14 protein-coding genes are annotated in these 17,142 nt (G+C 56.0%); 7 read left to right on the top strand and 7 right to left on the bottom strand.

Annotated features, from left to right (window positions below):
* Window positions 1-199: 199 nt before the first annotated feature.
* Complete coding sequence (locus P8935_RS11640; RefSeq protein WP_348265169.1) at window positions 200-1,750, bottom strand: hypothetical protein; 1,551 nt, start codon at window positions 1,748-1,750, stop codon at window positions 200-202.
* Window positions 1,751-2,366: 616 nt separating this feature from the next.
* On the opposite strand from P8935_RS11640, the gene P8935_RS11645 reads away from it, so the two are divergent.
* Both P8935_RS11645 and P8935_RS11650 read left to right on the top strand, forming a co-directional pair.
* A complete protein-coding gene (locus P8935_RS11645; RefSeq protein ID WP_348265170.1) occupies window positions 2,367-2,807 on the top strand; it encodes a GCN5 family acetyltransferase in 441 nt (146 codons plus the stop codon).
* An 87-nt stretch (window positions 2,808-2,894) separates the two neighbouring features.
* A complete protein-coding gene (locus tag P8935_RS11650; RefSeq protein ID WP_348265171.1) occupies window positions 2,895-3,422 on the top strand; it encodes an Imm26 family immunity protein in 528 nt (175 codons plus the stop codon).
* Window positions 3,423-3,508: 86 nt separating this feature from the next.
* Here P8935_RS11650 and P8935_RS11655 read toward each other — a convergent pair whose 3' ends face one another.
* Both P8935_RS11655 and P8935_RS11660 read right to left on the bottom strand, forming a co-directional pair.
* Window positions 3,509-3,964 carry a hypothetical protein gene (locus tag P8935_RS11655; RefSeq protein WP_348265172.1) on the bottom strand — a complete coding sequence of 152 codons (456 nt, stop codon included), beginning with the start codon at window positions 3,962-3,964 and terminating at the stop codon, window positions 3,509-3,511.
* 102 nt (window positions 3,965-4,066) lie between these two features.
* Complete coding sequence (locus P8935_RS11660) at window positions 4,067-4,462, bottom strand: hypothetical protein (protein WP_348265173.1); 396 nt, start codon at window positions 4,460-4,462, stop codon at window positions 4,067-4,069.
* Between the two features lie 444 nt (window positions 4,463-4,906).
* Between P8935_RS11660 and P8935_RS11665 the strand changes: the two genes are divergently transcribed.
* Window positions 4,907-5,344, top strand: a complete 438-nt coding sequence (locus P8935_RS11665) for a hypothetical protein (RefSeq protein WP_348265174.1) — start codon at window positions 4,907-4,909, stop codon at window positions 5,342-5,344.
* Window positions 5,345-5,404: 60 nt separating this feature from the next.
* On the opposite strand, the gene P8935_RS11670 is transcribed toward P8935_RS11665, so the two are convergent.
* The 4 genes from P8935_RS11670 to P8935_RS11685 form a co-directional block, all read right to left on the bottom strand.
* Window positions 5,405-5,896 (bottom strand): DUF3592 domain-containing protein, encoded by a 492-nt coding sequence (locus P8935_RS11670; protein ID WP_348265175.1) that lies wholly within the window; start codon window positions 5,894-5,896, stop codon window positions 5,405-5,407.
* A gap of 295 nt (window positions 5,897-6,191) precedes the next feature.
* Window positions 6,192-9,920 (bottom strand): hypothetical protein, encoded by a 3,729-nt coding sequence (locus P8935_RS11675; protein ID WP_348265176.1) that lies wholly within the window; start codon window positions 9,918-9,920, stop codon window positions 6,192-6,194.
* Between the two features lie 143 nt (window positions 9,921-10,063).
* The gene (locus tag P8935_RS11680) at window positions 10,064-10,378 is read right to left on the bottom strand and encodes a hypothetical protein (RefSeq protein WP_348265177.1); all 315 of its coding nucleotides are present in this window, start codon (window positions 10,376-10,378) and stop codon (window positions 10,064-10,066) included.
* A gap of 289 nt (window positions 10,379-10,667) precedes the next feature.
* Window positions 10,668-11,822 carry a glycoside hydrolase family 88 protein gene (locus P8935_RS11685; RefSeq protein ID WP_348265178.1) on the bottom strand — a complete coding sequence of 385 codons (1,155 nt, stop codon included), beginning with the start codon at window positions 11,820-11,822 and terminating at the stop codon, window positions 10,668-10,670.
* A gap of 226 nt (window positions 11,823-12,048) precedes the next feature.
* Here P8935_RS11685 and P8935_RS11690 point away from each other — a divergent pair, with 226 nt between their 5' ends.
* From P8935_RS11690 to P8935_RS11705, 4 genes are all read left to right on the top strand, one after another.
* A complete protein-coding gene (locus P8935_RS11690; RefSeq protein WP_348265179.1) occupies window positions 12,049-13,095 on the top strand; it encodes an alginate lyase family protein in 1,047 nt (348 codons plus the stop codon).
* Window positions 13,096-13,279: 184 nt separating this feature from the next.
* Window positions 13,280-13,912, top strand: coding sequence for a cupin domain-containing protein (locus tag P8935_RS11695; protein WP_348265180.1), 633 nt, complete (start codon window positions 13,280-13,282; stop codon window positions 13,910-13,912).
* Between the two features lie 100 nt (window positions 13,913-14,012).
* A complete protein-coding gene (locus P8935_RS11700) occupies window positions 14,013-15,596 on the top strand; it encodes a lipase maturation factor family protein (protein WP_348265181.1) in 1,584 nt (527 codons plus the stop codon).
* Between the two features lie 17 nt (window positions 15,597-15,613).
* Window positions 15,614-17,038, top strand: a complete 1,425-nt coding sequence (locus tag P8935_RS11705; protein ID WP_348265182.1) for an NAD(P)/FAD-dependent oxidoreductase — start codon at window positions 15,614-15,616, stop codon at window positions 17,036-17,038.
* Window positions 17,039-17,142: the final 104 nt, after the last annotated feature.

The raw sequence follows: 17,142 nt of genomic DNA on the forward strand, positions 1-17,142 counted from the left end.
CGGGCTGAGCGTTTATTGATACTGAAACCTGGCTTAAGAGGCTAACCAGGCTCAACAATAGACCACGGGCAAAGAATTTCACGAGGCAATACTACACTCAGCGTTGTGAAGCGTAAGTGAGCAATCCCCGCATGTTGAAGCCGCGGTCCGCTCACAGCGCAGATGGTTCAAGTAGTTGAATGCGAACATCGAAGCAAGATCAGTTATGCACGGGCTCGGGGCCATCGACCAGAATTCCAGGATCATCGTTCTTGAGTTCGTAAGTGCTATAGATGGTGAGGCTGTTCGGCGGAAGAGAATCCGACCAAGTGCTTTCAAGTCCAGGTGAAAATCCGGGATCAGGATTTACCTTCACGTCCGTACGATTGTATTGCGGCTTGCCGAATCGATAGAGGAAGAATTTTACCCGTGGGGGCGTTTCTGCCCATGAGAGCTTCAATGCAAATTCAGTGGGCGCGTCATTCACTATCGCGAGAGTGATGTTGCCATTCGGACTGCGAAACGCGGCACAAAAGACGCGCTGAATTCCTTTGACCTTGCCGAGACTCACGTTCGACGCGAGAACAACCGAGTGTTTGGCGGTCAAGCGGCTGAGCAGGCCCACACTAAAATAATTGTTTGCATGCGGCGTGAACTCTGTGAGCATTTTCTTCTGCCTGGCGTCCCAGGTATCCACGTATTGCCATTGGCCATCGAGATCGCCTCGGTTGAGAAAGCTCCATCGATTAAAGCCGTCAACACCGGCGTTCGCGCCTCGAATTACAAACTCGATGGCCGCCAAAACGGACTGCGGGCTGTTTGGGCGGGGATCATCGGGAGGCGCGGGATAGTCGGCGGAGCCGAATTCAGTGATGAACAAAGGCTTGCGGTGATCATGGGCAAACTTCGCCCAGGTGGAGAAGTCACTGACCTGCTTTTCTATGGACCCTCCGCTGTCTGAATCAAGTTTTAGGCTGTAGTCGTGAAAATCGTAGGCTTCGAGCAGCGCTGCATCCTCTGGTTTTAATGCGGCGCGGAAAACCTCCATGCCTGAATCAGGTCCTGACAGAGCCAGGTTGAGACCACGCTGAGCGAGGGCCTTGCGCACAACTGCTAAACCGGCCCCGATCGTCATCGGTTCGCGAGAGGCTCCCTGCCACCACGACCAATTCGATCCCGGCTCGTTGGTAATGCTAAGCCACTTGATGCACGTGTAGCCGCGCTTCCTGATCAGATAATCCATCAAGGTGGCGAGGCCGTTGGCGAATGCATCGAGATCACGCGGTGCACTATGAACGCGCAAGATCGGATCGTCGACGGACCCGGGATAGGCCAGCCATGCGGTGTTGACCCACATCTGCTGGAAGAAAACATCTGTGCCGTGTTTCTGGTTCCAGTCCAAAATGCGATAGAGAATGCGCATCTCGGGGTTGTCGAAAGTGAAGTGATCGCGTTCGGGCTCGTAGATGCGCTGTTCGACCTCTACGCGGTTCCAGTCGAGTCCCAGCCAACTGGCGTGCCGGTAAATTTGCTGCCAGGCGCGTTCATCTTCCGCAGGAGGGTAGGCTCCCCAGCCGCTACCGCCGTGACCGATCGGGATGGGCTGCTCTATTGCGTGCCAAGAGGCTCCGATGCCGCCGCGCATGGTGTTGATGATCTTGCTCGTGTCTACACTGATTTCAACCGGCGATGAGGGCCTCGGCTGAGTGCCTTCTGCCACGCGTAAGGGAAACAGTGCCGCCACAATCAACGAAATGGATAGGTGTGCCACGCGAGTGATTCGTGTTGTTGGACTATTCCTCACACGGACGCGAACCCCATGAAATGGCGCACAACGTATCGATCGTAATGCTGCCCTTCCGATTATCAACCCACCGCTCGCCCAGCACTCAGGAGTAACGGAAGGGTCGGCCATAAGAACCGACCGAATCGCGTGGTTGTGAGGTCTTGTGAGGGTCACCTTCCGCTTGAGTGGTGTCTAATCAACTAGTTGAAGAAGCCAATGATCAGTCGTTTTACTTCGCTTCTTTTCGCAATGTCGCCAATCGTGATCGGAGCCGCCGCGCAGACTCAGGCCAGGAAGGCGGACCCGACCTGCGTCCCAGGAACACTCTGTGAAATCTCCTTTCATCATGAAGAAGTGAATCCAAAATGCATTTCTGTCGATGCGGAGTATGTGAGCGCGATTCCTCATGGCTTGTACCTCAATGATCCGCGTTGCATGAAGAAGGCGCTTCAAATCGACTTCGCAGATTCTGGTCTTGACGAGAGCGGACCTCGAAGTCGCTCCAAAACGGGGTTACTTCCGGATCGGCCACCATACTCCCGCAATTGCGAAAAGCAGGCTTGGTCAATTGGGTAAGCTACTATTGTCACGGCTTTTGTGCATGAATATTTCTGAATACCCGGATGCATTAGACCCAAGTCTTGTTGGCACGTATTCGCCTCTCGCGAAGGCTGGGGGAGGCTACGTTTGGGATGACGTTCTGGAATATCGAGTTTGGCTGCATCCCGAGCGTGGTGCCTCTGATGAGGAAGAGGGCAGTGACTACTACTATGCGTTCGCAACTTATGCCGAAGCTGCTGCATTCTTCGAGGAGAGTCCCGGCGCAGAGGAGCCCCTCGCCCTTATTCGGCAGGTCGAATACATCGACGAATTGGAGCCCGGTGTCTATCGCCACGTGAAAGAAACGCGAATTGCCGAGTGGCCGGTTCAATTTCTACGTCGGCCTCGGCGAACTCCAAAAACCATCCCTGACTTCCTATCTCCGCATGCGCCGAAGAACCGTCTCGACATCATCAGAGGTTTAGAGACCAGAAACGAGTGAATCCCCGTCAATGAGAAAATTACACCATTTTTAGTGTCCGGTTGGGCCAACCCGCGCATGACCGCATTTGGAGTAGCTGGTGACGAGATGACGGAGCTAAGGAGCCTCGAAGAAGCGAACGAAGTATCGGCTGTTCGGCTTGTGAGCAAGCGCCAAAAAGCGAAGGTAGGCGACATCTTTCGTCTCTCGCCTGTTGAAGGCATTTTCCTTTGGGGAAGGTTGATAAAGAGAGGGAGCTTCTTCGGCCTCGATGCTGATTTCAACCTGATCTACATCTACGATGCGATTGGTCCCGATCGTCCCTCGCCCACTTCTTTATCGTCTCAGAATCTAATGATCGGCCCATCAGTGGTGAACAATCTCGGGTGGGCAAGGGGATATTGGCAGATCGTCGCCTCCGAACCGGTGATGCCTGGGGACGCGCTCGATCATCACTTCTTCATTCGGTATCACGGCACAGGCTCTACTCTCGACTACGATATCGTCGATGAGCAAGGGCACGCAGTTCGATCTCCGAAAGTCGAGAAGACCGAGCTGGCACAATCTGGGTTCGGAAACTTCAACTCAATTGACTGGCAGCTTAGAGCTATCCTCCGCAAACGCGGCATCATTTGAATGTGAGAAATTAGATTCGGGTGGGATCACCGCCAATCCGGACATAACTTGAAACAGGGTCATGTCCGCCTAGCTCACCAGTTCGGCTATGGTAGCGTAAGGCGCTCACCGTGGATGGGTGCAGCGGGAAAGTCCTGCTGGAGCTTTCCGTTAGGGTCGTAAAAGCGGGCGCTGAGTGTACCGGCGAAGGTGTTGCCTTTGACCTGGATATCGAAGAGGATTTCGCCGCGGCTGACAAACTTGTGGGTGCTGCGGTCGGCGGTGATCTCCATCCACTTGCCGCGGATTCGGCTGCCCTCAGCGATCCAGATGCCTTTGCCGTCACTGTCACTAGCGGTGGGGTCGCCAGCGTCTGGGTTGGCCTGCTGCATGGTGCCATCGGCGTTGAATACATACATGTGCTGATGGAAGGGTGCGCCGCTGTCTTCGACAAACCAAGTTCCTACGATTGCATTAGGAGTGCTGCGGATGGTCAATTCGCGGCAGCCGAGGATCGAAGCTGCCGCTAGTAGCAGGATGAGCGATCGGATGATTGTCTTCAAGCGAGAAGTCTAGCGTTCAAGCCACTGGACCGGCAATTCGGAAGTAATCCCAAAACAGGGTTATGACCGGATTGGCCACTACACGACGACGACCGCCAGCCGTCATGTTTCGAGACGTTCAGCGCGTTCGAGCAGTTGCTCAGGAAGACAGCCGAAGTTGTGGGCAACTTCAGAGCTGGAAACCGTATCGTGCAAAGCCTCGCCCATCATCGTCAGTACAGCATGGAAGTCTTCGGGCAAGTCTTGTTCTGACCAAACATTCTCCAACTCGTCGGAACAGAAGAACAGGTCAGTCGCCCGACAGTTTGCGTTGGTCCGCCCTTCACCGCTGAGGTATCGAAGCAGTTTCACAAGAGTGCTCTTCAATGCAGGTAAATTGACGGGACTTGTGGTCACTTCATTGTGGACACTGAGCACGAGGGGCTTCAAGTCTGGCAACGCGACCTCGCCACCACTGGTTCTAGCGACGGAACTCCAAACCTCCTCGACGCCCTTCATCTGATCATTTCTTCGCCCCGAGCTATCTGAACATACCAAGAAATGAGTTCAGAGCGAATCACCGCCAATGCGGAAGTAACCCCAAAAACAGTGCAGAGAGCTTACTTCAGCGGGTCTTCTATGGAGTCTCTGCTGCCAGGACCGAAGCGAAACCATGGAAATGGGAACGATCACGAATGCGCCCAAGCCCTCCGCCCATGAACCTCAACCGTAATGACGACAAAACCAACTCCAGAGCGCGAGCACAACGCCAGCCGTTATCGCTACAGTCCAAAGCCTCATGCTCGGTAGGGTACACGGACTGCGCTTCCTGCCTCTCCCAGTAGATCAACTTGTACGGTCGCGGGTGAATCACCGCCAACACTGAAATAACAAAAGAGTCAACACTTGGATGAATGAAACGGAGTTGTTTCGGCCCTTCCTGAGCACGTTACAATCCATCGCATGAACCGCCGCGCAGTGGTTTTCGCGATTGCATCCCTTGGCCTGTTGCCGCTACGCAACGCGGACGCACAGGCGTCCAACCCGGGTCTTCATCGGGTCAACAAAATCTACATTGCCACCTTGGGATCAAGCGCGGGAGCCGAACGCTTCCGTTCTCTGCTTGAGGATGCCCTTCGCAACGTCGGGTTCGAGATATCCAGCAGCACTGCCGATGCCGACGCCATCTTCAATGGCGAGTTCGCGACTGAAGCTCATGGCGATTATGCCATGGCGCGCTTTACGGCCGATCTCAAACCCACAAAAGGAAAACAGACGCTTCTCTGGTCTGGCGATAATGTAACTCAGCATCGCGGGACCAGTAGGCAAGACGTGGTCAAAGCCACCGCCGACACCTGCGCTGAGCAGCTTCGCAAAAGCTGGGAGAAATCCGGAAACTAAAGCGGAAATTGCATCATTTCTTGTAACGCCACCATCCGCTCAGAATACCCGTCCAGAGACCTACTCGCCTTGAACTATATGAATTACGTCCGGTTGAGAGCGGTCCAAATTGAGGTCTGGATCGGGATCGTCAGAGGCGCCTTCCGCCCGTCTAATTAAGAAATAAAGAGCGATAAGAACTAGGCCAAACAATACAAGGCACGCGCCAGAGATAAACTTCTCCCGGCTTGCTAGCCCGAAGTCTCCCAACATACTCTCTGACAGATGTTGCGGATCATAGTAGACCCGAACCAGTGCGCCTTCTGCGCATCCTCGCGGGGTCAACGGGGTCTTGCAGGTTTCACTGTCGTCCAGAATGCTGGTGCCATTGACCACAAATACGTACGAATAGGTGCAGCCTTTGCCGCCACATTGGACCTGAGTGATTCGGCCAGCCGTGGAAAGCTCTCGACCCGCTGCACCCCGATCAATGAAGCCAAAGAAAAGCAGGATGCACCCAGCGATGATTGAGATTTTGGAGAGAAGTAGCGACTTCCAAGACCGGAGGAACATGCAGTATCTCCGCCGCGAACTATTGCAGATATCGTAGGTGAATGCATCTCATGCTACACCTTGGGTCGCGCATCCAGGGTGTAACCCCCGACTCGTCGCCAGCCCAGCTATCTTTCATAGGGACGAGTGGGCCACCACACAGCCACAATGCGTGTGACGGAGTTCAATCGCTTCATGTTTAGACGTGCTGCCCGCAGCGCTATGCGTTTACAGCGTTGGAGTATCAACGTCCAGAGGGGGATTGCAGGGGTTACCCCGATGTCTATAAACGGTTTCAACGTACACAGCTCCGTCATCAGTTTTTAGCTAAAGGAGTTTCTCCGGAGGAACGGTCCGGCGGAAGGGCGTTCGCACCCGTGTGCGATTGAAGGTGGAGTTGGCGGAGGCGCGTGGAGAGATCTGAGCGCACTCTACCTGCGGCCGGGCTCGCGACGGAGCGAGCGCTCAGGCTGGGCGAAACGGAACTCGCCTTCTGAGAGGACCGAAGAGGCTCAGGCAATTCGAAGGAGCCAATGGTGTTCAAGGGTTGGGTTGTATCCAAGGCGAGCAACGAACTGGAGCAGCCACAGATCAGTCCGGCGGGTGAGTCGGCCAGCGTCCATACAAAGGTGTACGAGGGGCCGTACGAGTTACGGGAGACGAGCCGAGGGTGGCTAGGATCGCGATAGTCGAATCCCATAACTTCGGACCCTCCTTCCGACGGAGCATCAGGGTCATCATCGAGGTTGTGGATTCCGATCCAGGCAATCTGGTTCTTCACTGCGATTGCGAACGCCTTGTTGTACATCAGCGGGTATGTCGTAAATGGATCAACCGTATCCACTGCAGCCCTACCCAGGAGAGACGGTGCTGCGGGATTGCTGATGTCGAGGATGACTAAACCGTATTCCCGCGCTGCGAGAAGGGCGAGGTTGCCGTCGATGGCAACACCAAAAACCTCAGGAAACAGGGTCACCTTCGACAAAAGCGTTGGAGTCGAGGGATTGCTGATGTTGTAAGTAAGGAGACCGCCAGTGTCGTCGGCGATGATGGCGAGGTTCCCTGATATGACGATCTGGTACGGAGCAGCGGCGAGGCTAACGGATGCGATCTGCTTCGGGCTCTGCGGCTGACTGATGTTGTAGACGATCAGGTGATTGTCGAAGGTTCCGGCGAGCAGGGTTGTGCCGGTAACGGCCAAAGCTGCTACGGGCATGTCGATGGAGGTTATGGATGTCGGATCGCCTGAGGCCGAAACATCAAAAACGCCGAGCGAAGTGGCGGTTCCCTCATAGAGAGTTGATCCACTGAGCGCGAGCGAGGATGGCGCGACGTTGGACTGGAATACCTGTGAAGTCTGCGCAGGAGGACTCTGCTTGAGATCAAAACGCGCCAGGCTTCCTCCGCCGATTGTATCGGACGCGACAAAAAGGTCGCTCGCATTGCTGATAATCCCGGTGGGAACTGCATTTTCATAATCGTCCGGTATGAGCTCGGTTGGTAGCAAGCCTCCTGGCGTGCGGGCGTCCCACACCCCTACGCCGCTGTTTGAGTCAGCGGCGAAGAGGTAATGGCCGGAGTTGGTCATATCAGAGGTTCCCTCGTTGTAAGCAAAGAGGTCAGTCTTCAGCACGGGTTTCTGGGGGTTAGAAATATCGATAACACGCGGTCCCGTGCCGGCCGTCCAGGCAAACACATCAGTACCGGACGCGCCTTCGATGTATCCGGTGGGCAGTTGTGTAAGGAACTGGGGCGTATTGCCCGAAACGTCGTAGACCTTCGTGCGCGGGTAGTAGGAGCCGGTGTCAATGGTACCGAACAGGAGATTTCCGACGAGTTGGAATGAGTCGATCGAAAGCTGATCGGTACTGATTGAGTCCAGCAGCGTAGGCGTGGATGCCGTGAGGTCGTAGGTGAGGAGCTGGAGGTTGGCTTTTCCGTCTGCGGCTACCAGGTTGACAAAGAGTCGCTTGCCGTCGGACATGAACCCGAAGAAGCCGGCAATGCCAGTGGAGTTCGACGGAATGGGAATCGAGTATTGCGCGTCAACGACGCCTCCGGCCTGCAACTGATGCAGAACGAGAGGAGCGTTGAGGCCCGCTGACACCGTTCGCTGATCGCCCGTCGCGCCCCCAAATTCAGCAATGGTGCAACCCGAAATTGAAGCAGCGCCGTTCCGGGAATGGCCTTTCGAAGGCTGCAGGGAAAAGTGCTGTGTTGGAACCGGCGATTTGCCGCTGATGTCATAGACAGTGAGCGAACCGCTTGCATAGCTTCCCTCCGTGTATGCGTACTGGTAGAGCATGCCATCGCAGTAGAGGGGTTTGCCTGAGGTGAGCGGCTCGAAAGCGTCGATCCAGATGGGGTGGGACGGGTCGGAGATGTCATACACATCTACGTCCCGGAGGTACGCGAGAGCGGGATACGCGTCGCCGGCGAGAGCGAAGCTGTAGTAGCCGTAGCTTGAGTTGACGTAAAGACGGTTGTTAGCGACGCCAATGGCGGTAGGGAAGGTACCGTAGACGTGGGCTTCCTGCTCGTTGAAGTAGTCGGAAATACGGTTGACCAGCCCTGGGAACTGGCCGGTGACTTGCAGTGTTCCGGATTCGCTGGCTGCGCCCGAGGTTGCGGTGAACGGGATTCCGCCAGCGTCAGCGAATTGGCTGGACGAAGTGTACAGACCGCCGCTGCCAAGTGTGCCAGGGCCGGAAGAACTCCAGGTGGGACTGATCATCGAGCTTCCAAGAATGGCCTGGAGTTGGAGGTTGCTCCCCGGGGTGACCGTTGGCGTGTCGGGAGACACACGGAACGGATGAAGGCCGAGGCGCTCCTGGTCGCAACTGGTGGTTCCCTGAACGCATGCTTTGACGACAGCGAAGGAGTCGGACGTAAGGGCGGAGGGGGCAGTGTATACACCATCAGAAGCAACGGAGCCTTTGTCGGCGGTCCACTGGAGAGTGATAGGTTGGGCGCCAGCGAGTTGCTTCCAGGCAAAGGTGGTGCTTTCCCCGCTGGAAAGGTCGTGCTGAGGGGCACGGATGCGGATGCGAGGGGTACGCGTGAATTGGATAGTGTTGGACTTGAGGGCGGGTCCGAGGCTGTCTTGGACGATGACATAGATGGGTCCGTCCGACGCGCCGAGAGGCACCGCGACATCGCGCTCCTGGTCATTGTTGGACCCGCCAAAGAGCTCGACCGGGATGGACAGTCCATGGGGGCCAGTAAAGACCACAACTGTGGTGGAAGTCGTCTGACCACCAGCGTTAAAGCCACTACCGAGGATTTGGATCTGCTGTTCGGCATCGGCCGTTGCGGGCACAAGCTGTTTGATGACGGGCGCGGCGCTGGTGGACTGGGTCAGGGTAACGGCGGCACCGACGGAGACATCCGGAGCTGCGACGCTGGCCACGGTGACGCTTACGGAAGAGGACTGCGGAAGAGTGGCGGGAGCGATGTAAAGGCCGTGGGAATCGATCGAGCCAACAGTAGAGTTGCCGCCTGAGACGCCATTCACGGAGAAACTAACCGACGTGTCGAAGCTTCCGGTGCCTTCGACGACGGCGGTAAACTGCTGGGACCAACCGGTATTGACGGTTGCCGTCCTAGGCGTGAGTTGGATACCGGTGATGTCGAAAGGCTGAGGGCCTATCTGGGTCTGGGAAGAGCCGGACTTGGTGGAATCCTGGGTACTAACTGCGGTGACTGTGACGGTATTCGGGTTAGGCGGGGATGCCGGAGCAGTGTAGACGCCGGCGGAAGAGATGGTTCCTAACTTGGCATTGCCGCCAGTAATTCCCCCAACGGACCACTGGACTGAAGAGGAATAGTTTCCGGTGCCGGTGACGGTGGCCTGGAAGCTCTGCGTGGCTTTGAGCTGGACGGTGGGTGCGGAAGGAGAGACGGTTACGGAGGTGATAGTGCTCTGGACTGGGGGCGGCTGGGTTGAGCCGGAACCGCCGGAACCGCCACAACCGGTAAGAAGAATCATCGTACATAGAGTAGGAAGAACGACGGCACGGAAAAGACAGGGACCAGCCTCACGCATTCGAGCACCTATTGTCGGGAGTTCTGTGCCATTCTGCTCGGGGGCGGTTCGGCCTGTCAATCAGGAGGACAGCGGCACAGGCCGCGTCAACTTCTGATCTGTTGTCGAGTAACCGGCAATCCGGACAGAACTCAAATTGAGGTCTAACCGGAGTCGTGGTTCAGTTGAACGTGGCGTGGCCGAATGTAGTCGAATCCCTTCTCTTGACCGAAGCCTATACCTTGCAGGTCTGGTCGGAGTGCTAAAGCGCCCTGATCCGACAATTCTTCTAAGAGCTTCGTGAGGCTCTTTAATAGAGTCTTCTTTGCGTTGCTGTCCAACGCTTGCCAGCGTCCCACGCATCCGCTTTCAATGAGCACCCTACCCGCTGTCCAGACATATTTACGCGATCGCTCAGCCGCAACAATCACGGCCAGCATTTCTTTCGCGGTCTGCGGAAAAGGGGCTTCGATCCTCATCGGGCTTATCCTAGCAGCCAGACAGCGATGAGCGGAGGTTGACCGTCCAAAGTGACGCAACCCGTTTTCGGGGTTGGGGAAGTGTTGTCCACCACACACCCGGAACGCTGCGATTTTAGAGGAGGAGTATCACGATTCGTGCATGGGACGAGCGAATTGTGCCGAATGGGTGTCTTTATGCGTAAATCCACAGAGAGAAAGAGGGGCAGGCTTTGGCCTGCTCCTCTTTCCTGTGTGGAACAAAGAAATTTGATCGTCTTTGAATCCCCACCCAGACAGACTCGAAAAATCAGCGTTCGGCAATCTGCGAAAGTTCAGACCCGGCAAGCAGGAATGCACCCACGCCATAGACATAGCTTGAAGATGGTTTGAATTTACCGGGCTCGCCGCCGATGGGCTGAATCGAACCTAACCTTCCATCCGCGTATACATGCGTCAGCATTCCTTGCCACGACTTTTTTACGATGGGCAGATACTTTCTGCGATCAAGAAACTTGTGGTGAATTCCCCAGGCCAGGGCGTAAGTAAAAAAGCCTGACCCGGAGATCTCCGGATTGGGATAAGACCCTGGATCAAGCAGGCTGGCGCGCCAAAGCCCATCTGCTTGTTGCAAGCCGGCAATGCGCTCTGCCATGTCTCTGAATTGTTTTTCATATCTGGCACGCTCGGGGTAATCCGCAGGCATGCGTTCGAGCACCATCGCCAGCCCCGCAAGAACCCATCCGTTGCCGCGCGACCAGAAGACCTTCTGGCCATTGGCTTCGCGCATCGTAAGAAAACGGTCGTCGCGGAAGTAGAGATGCTCGGCGGGATCGTAAAGTGCGCCCGATGTAATCCACCACTCGCGATTCATAAAGTCGAGATAGCGATGATCGCCAGTGGCGACGGATAACTGTGCGAGAACGGGAGGAGCCATATAAAGCGCGTCGCACCACCACCATAAATTTTTCTTCGGATCATCAGGCCGTGCGAGCAGTTTGTCCAGACCTTCACGCGTCGCGACAATCTCCTCCGGCTTCTGATCGCCGGAATACAGCGTGAGGTAGGTCAGCCCGATGGCTTCGTCGTCTGCGTGAGCGAAGCGCGGGCCGAATTCCCAGTGATTCTCCCGGGCAACCTGGAAAACGCGGTCGCGGTAAGCGTCGTCGCCAGTGCTTTTGGATGCAGCAAGGAGCCCGTCATAGAGCGCGGCAAACGTCCACCCGATGTTGTACCGCCCCTCGGAGTGCTGTAACTGCCAATCGGCAACCTTCGTCATCGCCTTGAGGATTGCCGCACGTTTCAGACTCGGATCCAAGTTGGTAGCAAGCGGCCCAGGATTGTCCGGTTCGTCGCCAGCGGCTGCTCGTTCATCAAGGACAGTCGGATTATTTTGTGCGACCGATCGCATGCTGAATGAAGCGACGATCGCCAGAAGTGAGAACGCAAAAAGATACTTTTTCATTCAACCTGCCCGAGGAATATCCCTCAAAGTAGTGTATCGAGTCATCGGACCGATCAGCATCCAATCGAAAAGTGGTTGGCGTAAAGCCATGGGTGACGATAACTTTATCGAGGAAGTCGCAGTCCTATCTTGAACTGAGGAACTCGAAACTTTATTGTTCGGGATATCTTGACGCCAGTGTGCGAGGGCTATCAATGACCGGGCCAGCATCGGAGGAAATTCGGCGATGACGCGAATCCATCTTGGTGCGTTGGTTTGGCTCGTAGCAGCGTGTGGCGCGCTTGACCTCCATGCGGCGCGGCTTCGCTCCCCATGGGACCTGAGTGATGTGAAGCTTACGGATGCAAGCTATGCATGTCCGGAGCCGGCGCACCTGTCTCCCGATCTCGCCACGGATGGTTTCTATTCCGATCGCAAATCTTCCATCATCGACCCTGCGAAAATGAAGGCTTACGCTGCGTCATCGGGACCGTACAAAAGATTAGGCGATGAGGCGGTCAATGCTGCGGACGCTTATCGTACTACCGGCAGTCGTGCAGCGGCACAGTGCGTTCTCAATTTGTTAAGCACGGCCGCCGCCGATGGTGTCTTCACCGGAAAAATGTCGTCGCGCCAGGCGTATTACGTGCAAGGGTGGGTTATCGGCGCAGCTGCAATCGCATACCTAAAGATTAGGGATAGCGGCGTCGTTCAGCCACAGTCGCATGCGGCGCTGGCCGCGTGGATGAAGTCAGTTGCCCGGCAAACGATAGATTTCTATGCCGCAGCCAAGCCCAGCGGAGAAGCTGGCAACAATCATCTTTATTGGGCGGGGGTTGAGATAGCTGCGATAGCCATTGCGACCGACGATCGCAATCTCTTCGACTGGGCGGTTGCAACGTACAAGAATGGCGTGCAGCAGATTACCCCGGATGGCAATCTTCCGTTAGAGATGCGTCGTGGCCAGCGAGCGTTGCACTACCACCTCTACGCGATCGCTCCACTGGTCTATCTCGCCGAATTCGGGAAGGACAACGGGATAGATCTTTTCGGAGAGAATGACTTTGCGCTCAAGCGGCTGGTTGACCGATCCATCGCGGGCCTGAACGGAAGTGGCTACTTCGATCAGCAATCTGACGTACCGCAAGATACGCCGAAGGGGCCACCGACGGCGGAAGAGATCAGTTGGGCCCGGATTTATGTTCATCACTTTCCCGATCCTGTAATTTCGAATCTCCTCGCCGAGGCGACTTCGCTTTCCTACATGTATCTCGGTGGGTTGCCGCCCTATTGAAAAAGATCTCGAACTCTTCTTCACATGCATGCGTTTGATCACGAGGGTTGAACGAAACGGATCCCCCATCGGGTCAACATGCGAGGTACTACGGTACGAAAGAGTAACCCTCAGACCACGTCAACCGTGTACCCGAGCATCATAGGGTTATGGATTTTTGCACCCTGCCTATGAGGAGTTCCCTATGAGTTCCCAGCAATCCCCCGCAACGCCCATGGATCGACGTCAATTTGCCGCCATGATTTCGGCCGTCGGGCTGTCGTCGCCTGAGTCCGTCTTTGGGCAACACGGAGTCGAAGAACCGGAGACTATTCAGCTATCGCGCAACGGCTGGGTGCCAAATAACGATCGCCTACCGGTTCTTATCTACCGCGACGTTCTCGACGTATCGGGGTCCGACCCGGCTTCAAAATTCGAGCAGGCGTTTTTACGCAACGGATGGCCTCCTCAATGGCGCAACGGAATTTATGACTTTCATCACTACCACTCCACTGCACATGAAGTACTGGGCATCGCGGGTGGGCAGGGACGCATCATCCTCGGTGGTCCTGGTGGACACGAACTCACTTTGAATGCAGGCGACATTCTTGTATTGCCCGCGGGTACCGGTCATTGCAAGCTTGCCTGTTCACCGGAGTTTCTCGTGGTGGGCGCCTATCCTCCTCGTCAATCGTGGGATATTTGCCGGAGCGCCCCATCGCAAGTTGAACGCAATCGAATCCGCACATTATCATTTCCGGTTTCCGATCCGTTCACTGGTTCCCGGGGCGCGCTGACCAGGCTCTGGCACTTGCCTCCGCCCGAAGACCCTGCATAACGACCTGCGAGATCGCTAAGATGTTCTTGATATGCCGGAGCACAGCGCTGGCAAGTTGATCTTATGGTTGTTTGATTCCCGCGAAGGTTCTCGAGGTAGATTGCTGCCTCGGTGGTTCTTTCTGCGCGCTCTGGCGGCCATCTATTTTTCAGCTTTCTATTCTCTGCTGTTTCAGATCGAGGGGTTGATCGGCCCGCATGGTATATTTCCGGCGCACGATTACCTTGCCGCTGTCGAACAGCAATATCCATCGGCGAAGCTGTGGTTCGCACCGACAGTATTTTGGCTGAACTCGAGTTCGCAAGCCCTCATGCTGATCACGTGGATTGGGTTGCTGGCATCCATCGTGGCGTTCGTGAATCTGTGGCCCCGGCTCAGCCTTTTCATCTGCTTCGTTTGCTTTCTCTCGTTTGTTTCCGCGGCTGGTGAATTCTCAAATTATCAATCCGACGGAATGCTTCTGGAAGCTGGCTTCATCGCACTGTTCTTCGTGCCGCGTGGCCTAATGCCCGGGCTCGGGGCCCCTTTTCCTCCATCGCGTGCCAGCCTGTTTCTCCTGCAGTGGGAGTGGTTTCGCATCTATTTCGAATCCGGCATGGTGAAGCTCGTCAGCGGCGATCGCCAGTGGCGCACCCTAACCGCGATGGACGAGTACTACCAGAACGGCCCGCTGCCCACCTGGATCGGCTGGTACCTTGAGCATCTGCCGCATTGGTTTCACGCGGCCAGTGCCGCCGGAACGCTGATCCTCGAGCTTGCGCTGGTGTGGATGCTCTTTCTGCCTCGCCGCGGGCGTATTCTCTGTTTCTTCATCGTGACGCCCTGGGAGATCGGCGTCATTTTGACGGCCAACTACACCTTCCTCAATTACCTGGTGCTGTCGCTGGGAATTCTGTTGTTGGATGACGGATTTCTCGCTCGCTTCGTACCGACGCGATATCGTACTGCGATGGCTTCGAGTACCGTTCCTGAGACGAAGCGCGCAACGGAAGGAGAATCAGCGGATCAGGATAGAGTTATCGACCATCCCGATCGACTTGTTTTTCCCCGCTTCCTCAGAGGCTATCCGAGTGCTGTGAGCCTTGCACTCAGTGCCCTGATGCTCCTATGGATCTTCTATAACACCACCGTGGAAATGATCGGAATTCCTTCTCGCAATCTTCCTTTTCCCATGTGGCCGATCGCAGCGCTCGAGCCGTTTCGCATTGCCAACCAGTACGGACTGTTTGCGGTGATGACGAACGGCCGATATGAAATTGAATTTCAAGGCTCGAACGACGGCCAGAATTGGACAGCCTATCCTTTCAGCAACAAACCGCAGGCGCTGGACGAGGCCCCACGGATTTATGCGCCTTATCAGCCGCGCTTCGACTGGAATCTCTGGTTTGCATCTCTTGGAGAGTGGCGCCAGGACGAACTGGTTCCTGTCACTGAACAGCGGCTGCTCGAGAATGATAAAGATGTGCTCACGCTCTTTCGCGGAAATCCTTTCTCGCAAGCGCCTCCACGTTATGTGCGCGCCGTGCTCTGGCAATATTGGTTCACCAGCCGCGCAGAGAAACGCGATACAGGAAACTGGTGGCGGCGGAAATATCTTGGGCAATATGCGCCGGAACTCACGAAAACGCTGGACGGCCATACCGCGATTGTTCAATGGCCCGATGATCTTCCAATGCACGACTGATCTGGGACAATGAGGATATGAAGCGCGCTTACGTCATCGGCTCCGGACCCAATGGCCTTTCCGCTGCCATCGTGCTGGCGCAAGCGGGCGTTGATGTCGAAGTCTTCGAAGCGGAGGCTGTTCCTGGAGGCGGCGCGCGCACTCTGCCATTAACGCTGCCTGGATTCGAGCACGACTTTGGGTCGGCTGTGCATCCCATGGCGGCAGGTTCACCTTTCTTTTCATCGCTCCCGCTTGGAGAGCATTCGCTTAAGTGGATTCACGGCGAAGCACCTTTGGCGCATCCGCTTGAGGACGGATCTGCCGTAATGCTGGAGCAAGATCTTGCCGACCAGGACAGGGAATTCGGATCCGACGCCCAGGCGTGGCGAAACCTGGTTGAGCCCCTGGTTGATCACTGGGAGCAGTTTGCCCAGGATGCACTCGGACCTGCTCTCAGCATTCCACGGCATCCCTTGTTGATGGCGCGGTTCGGCCTGTCGGCGTTTCAGCCGGCGCGTCGCATTGCCATGCGTCATTTTTCGAATTCGCGAACTCGCGCTCTGTTTGCGGGTCTCGCGGGGCACTCGTTTCTGAGCTTCGATCAGATGTTGAGTTCTGCCGCTGGTCTGGTGCTAGGTGCGGCTGCGCATCGCTTCGGTTGGCCGGTCGCCCGCGGAGGATCCCAAAGCATCACGAACGCGCTTATCGGCTGCCTGCAAAGCCTCGGAGGAAAGCTTCACACTTCGCGTCGCATTGGAGCGGAGGAGTTTCGCGAATGGAACCAATCGGATCTGGCAACACTGTTTGATACTTCGCCGCGGCAACTTGCCGCGATTGCTGGAGAGTGTCTTACGCCTAGTTTTCGTGGCCTGATGGAACGCTCTAAGCCGGGCCCCGGTGTCTTTAAGATCGACTACGCGCTATCCGAACGCGTGCCGTGGAAAGCGGCGGAGTGCCGACGTGCAATCACTGTCCACCTCGGTGGATCGTACGAAGAGATCGCCGCATCGGAAGAAGCAGTCTCGAAGGCCCTGCTTCCAGAGCGCCCGTTTGTGCTGGCCGCACAGCCATCCCTTTTTGACTCGACGCGCGCTCCGCAGGGGAAACATACGTTCTGGGCTTATTGTCACGTTCCCAACGGCTCCACTGTCGACATGACCGATCGGATCGAAGCGCAGATTGAGCGTTTTGCACCTTGCTTTCGCGATTGCGTTCTGGCACGCCACGTGTCTTCCCCGGCAACCCTCGAGCGGATGAATGCCAACTTGATGGGCGGCGACATCAGCGGCGGAGAGATGACAATGCGGCGGTTCCTGATGCGACCTACCATGTTGACCTATGAAACCAGCGCGCCCAATCTCTTCCTATGTTCTTCCTCCACACCTCCCGGGGGTGGCGTTCATGGAATGTGTGGCTTTCGCGCTGCCAAGGTCGTGCTGCACCGTTCGCGTTTCTTTTAATGTCAGTTCGCGTCGCGCTTACACCAGTTGTGCTGGCGCAATGTACCGCAGCATAAAAGCGCCGGAGCATGCAGGCGCCGGCGCTTCTTCTGTTCTTCCGTTTT

Origin of the sequence: Telmatobacter sp. DSM 110680 (genome assembly GCF_039994875.1) — a bacterium.
Classification (GTDB): Bacteria; Acidobacteriota; Terriglobia; order Terriglobales; family Acidobacteriaceae; genus Telmatobacter.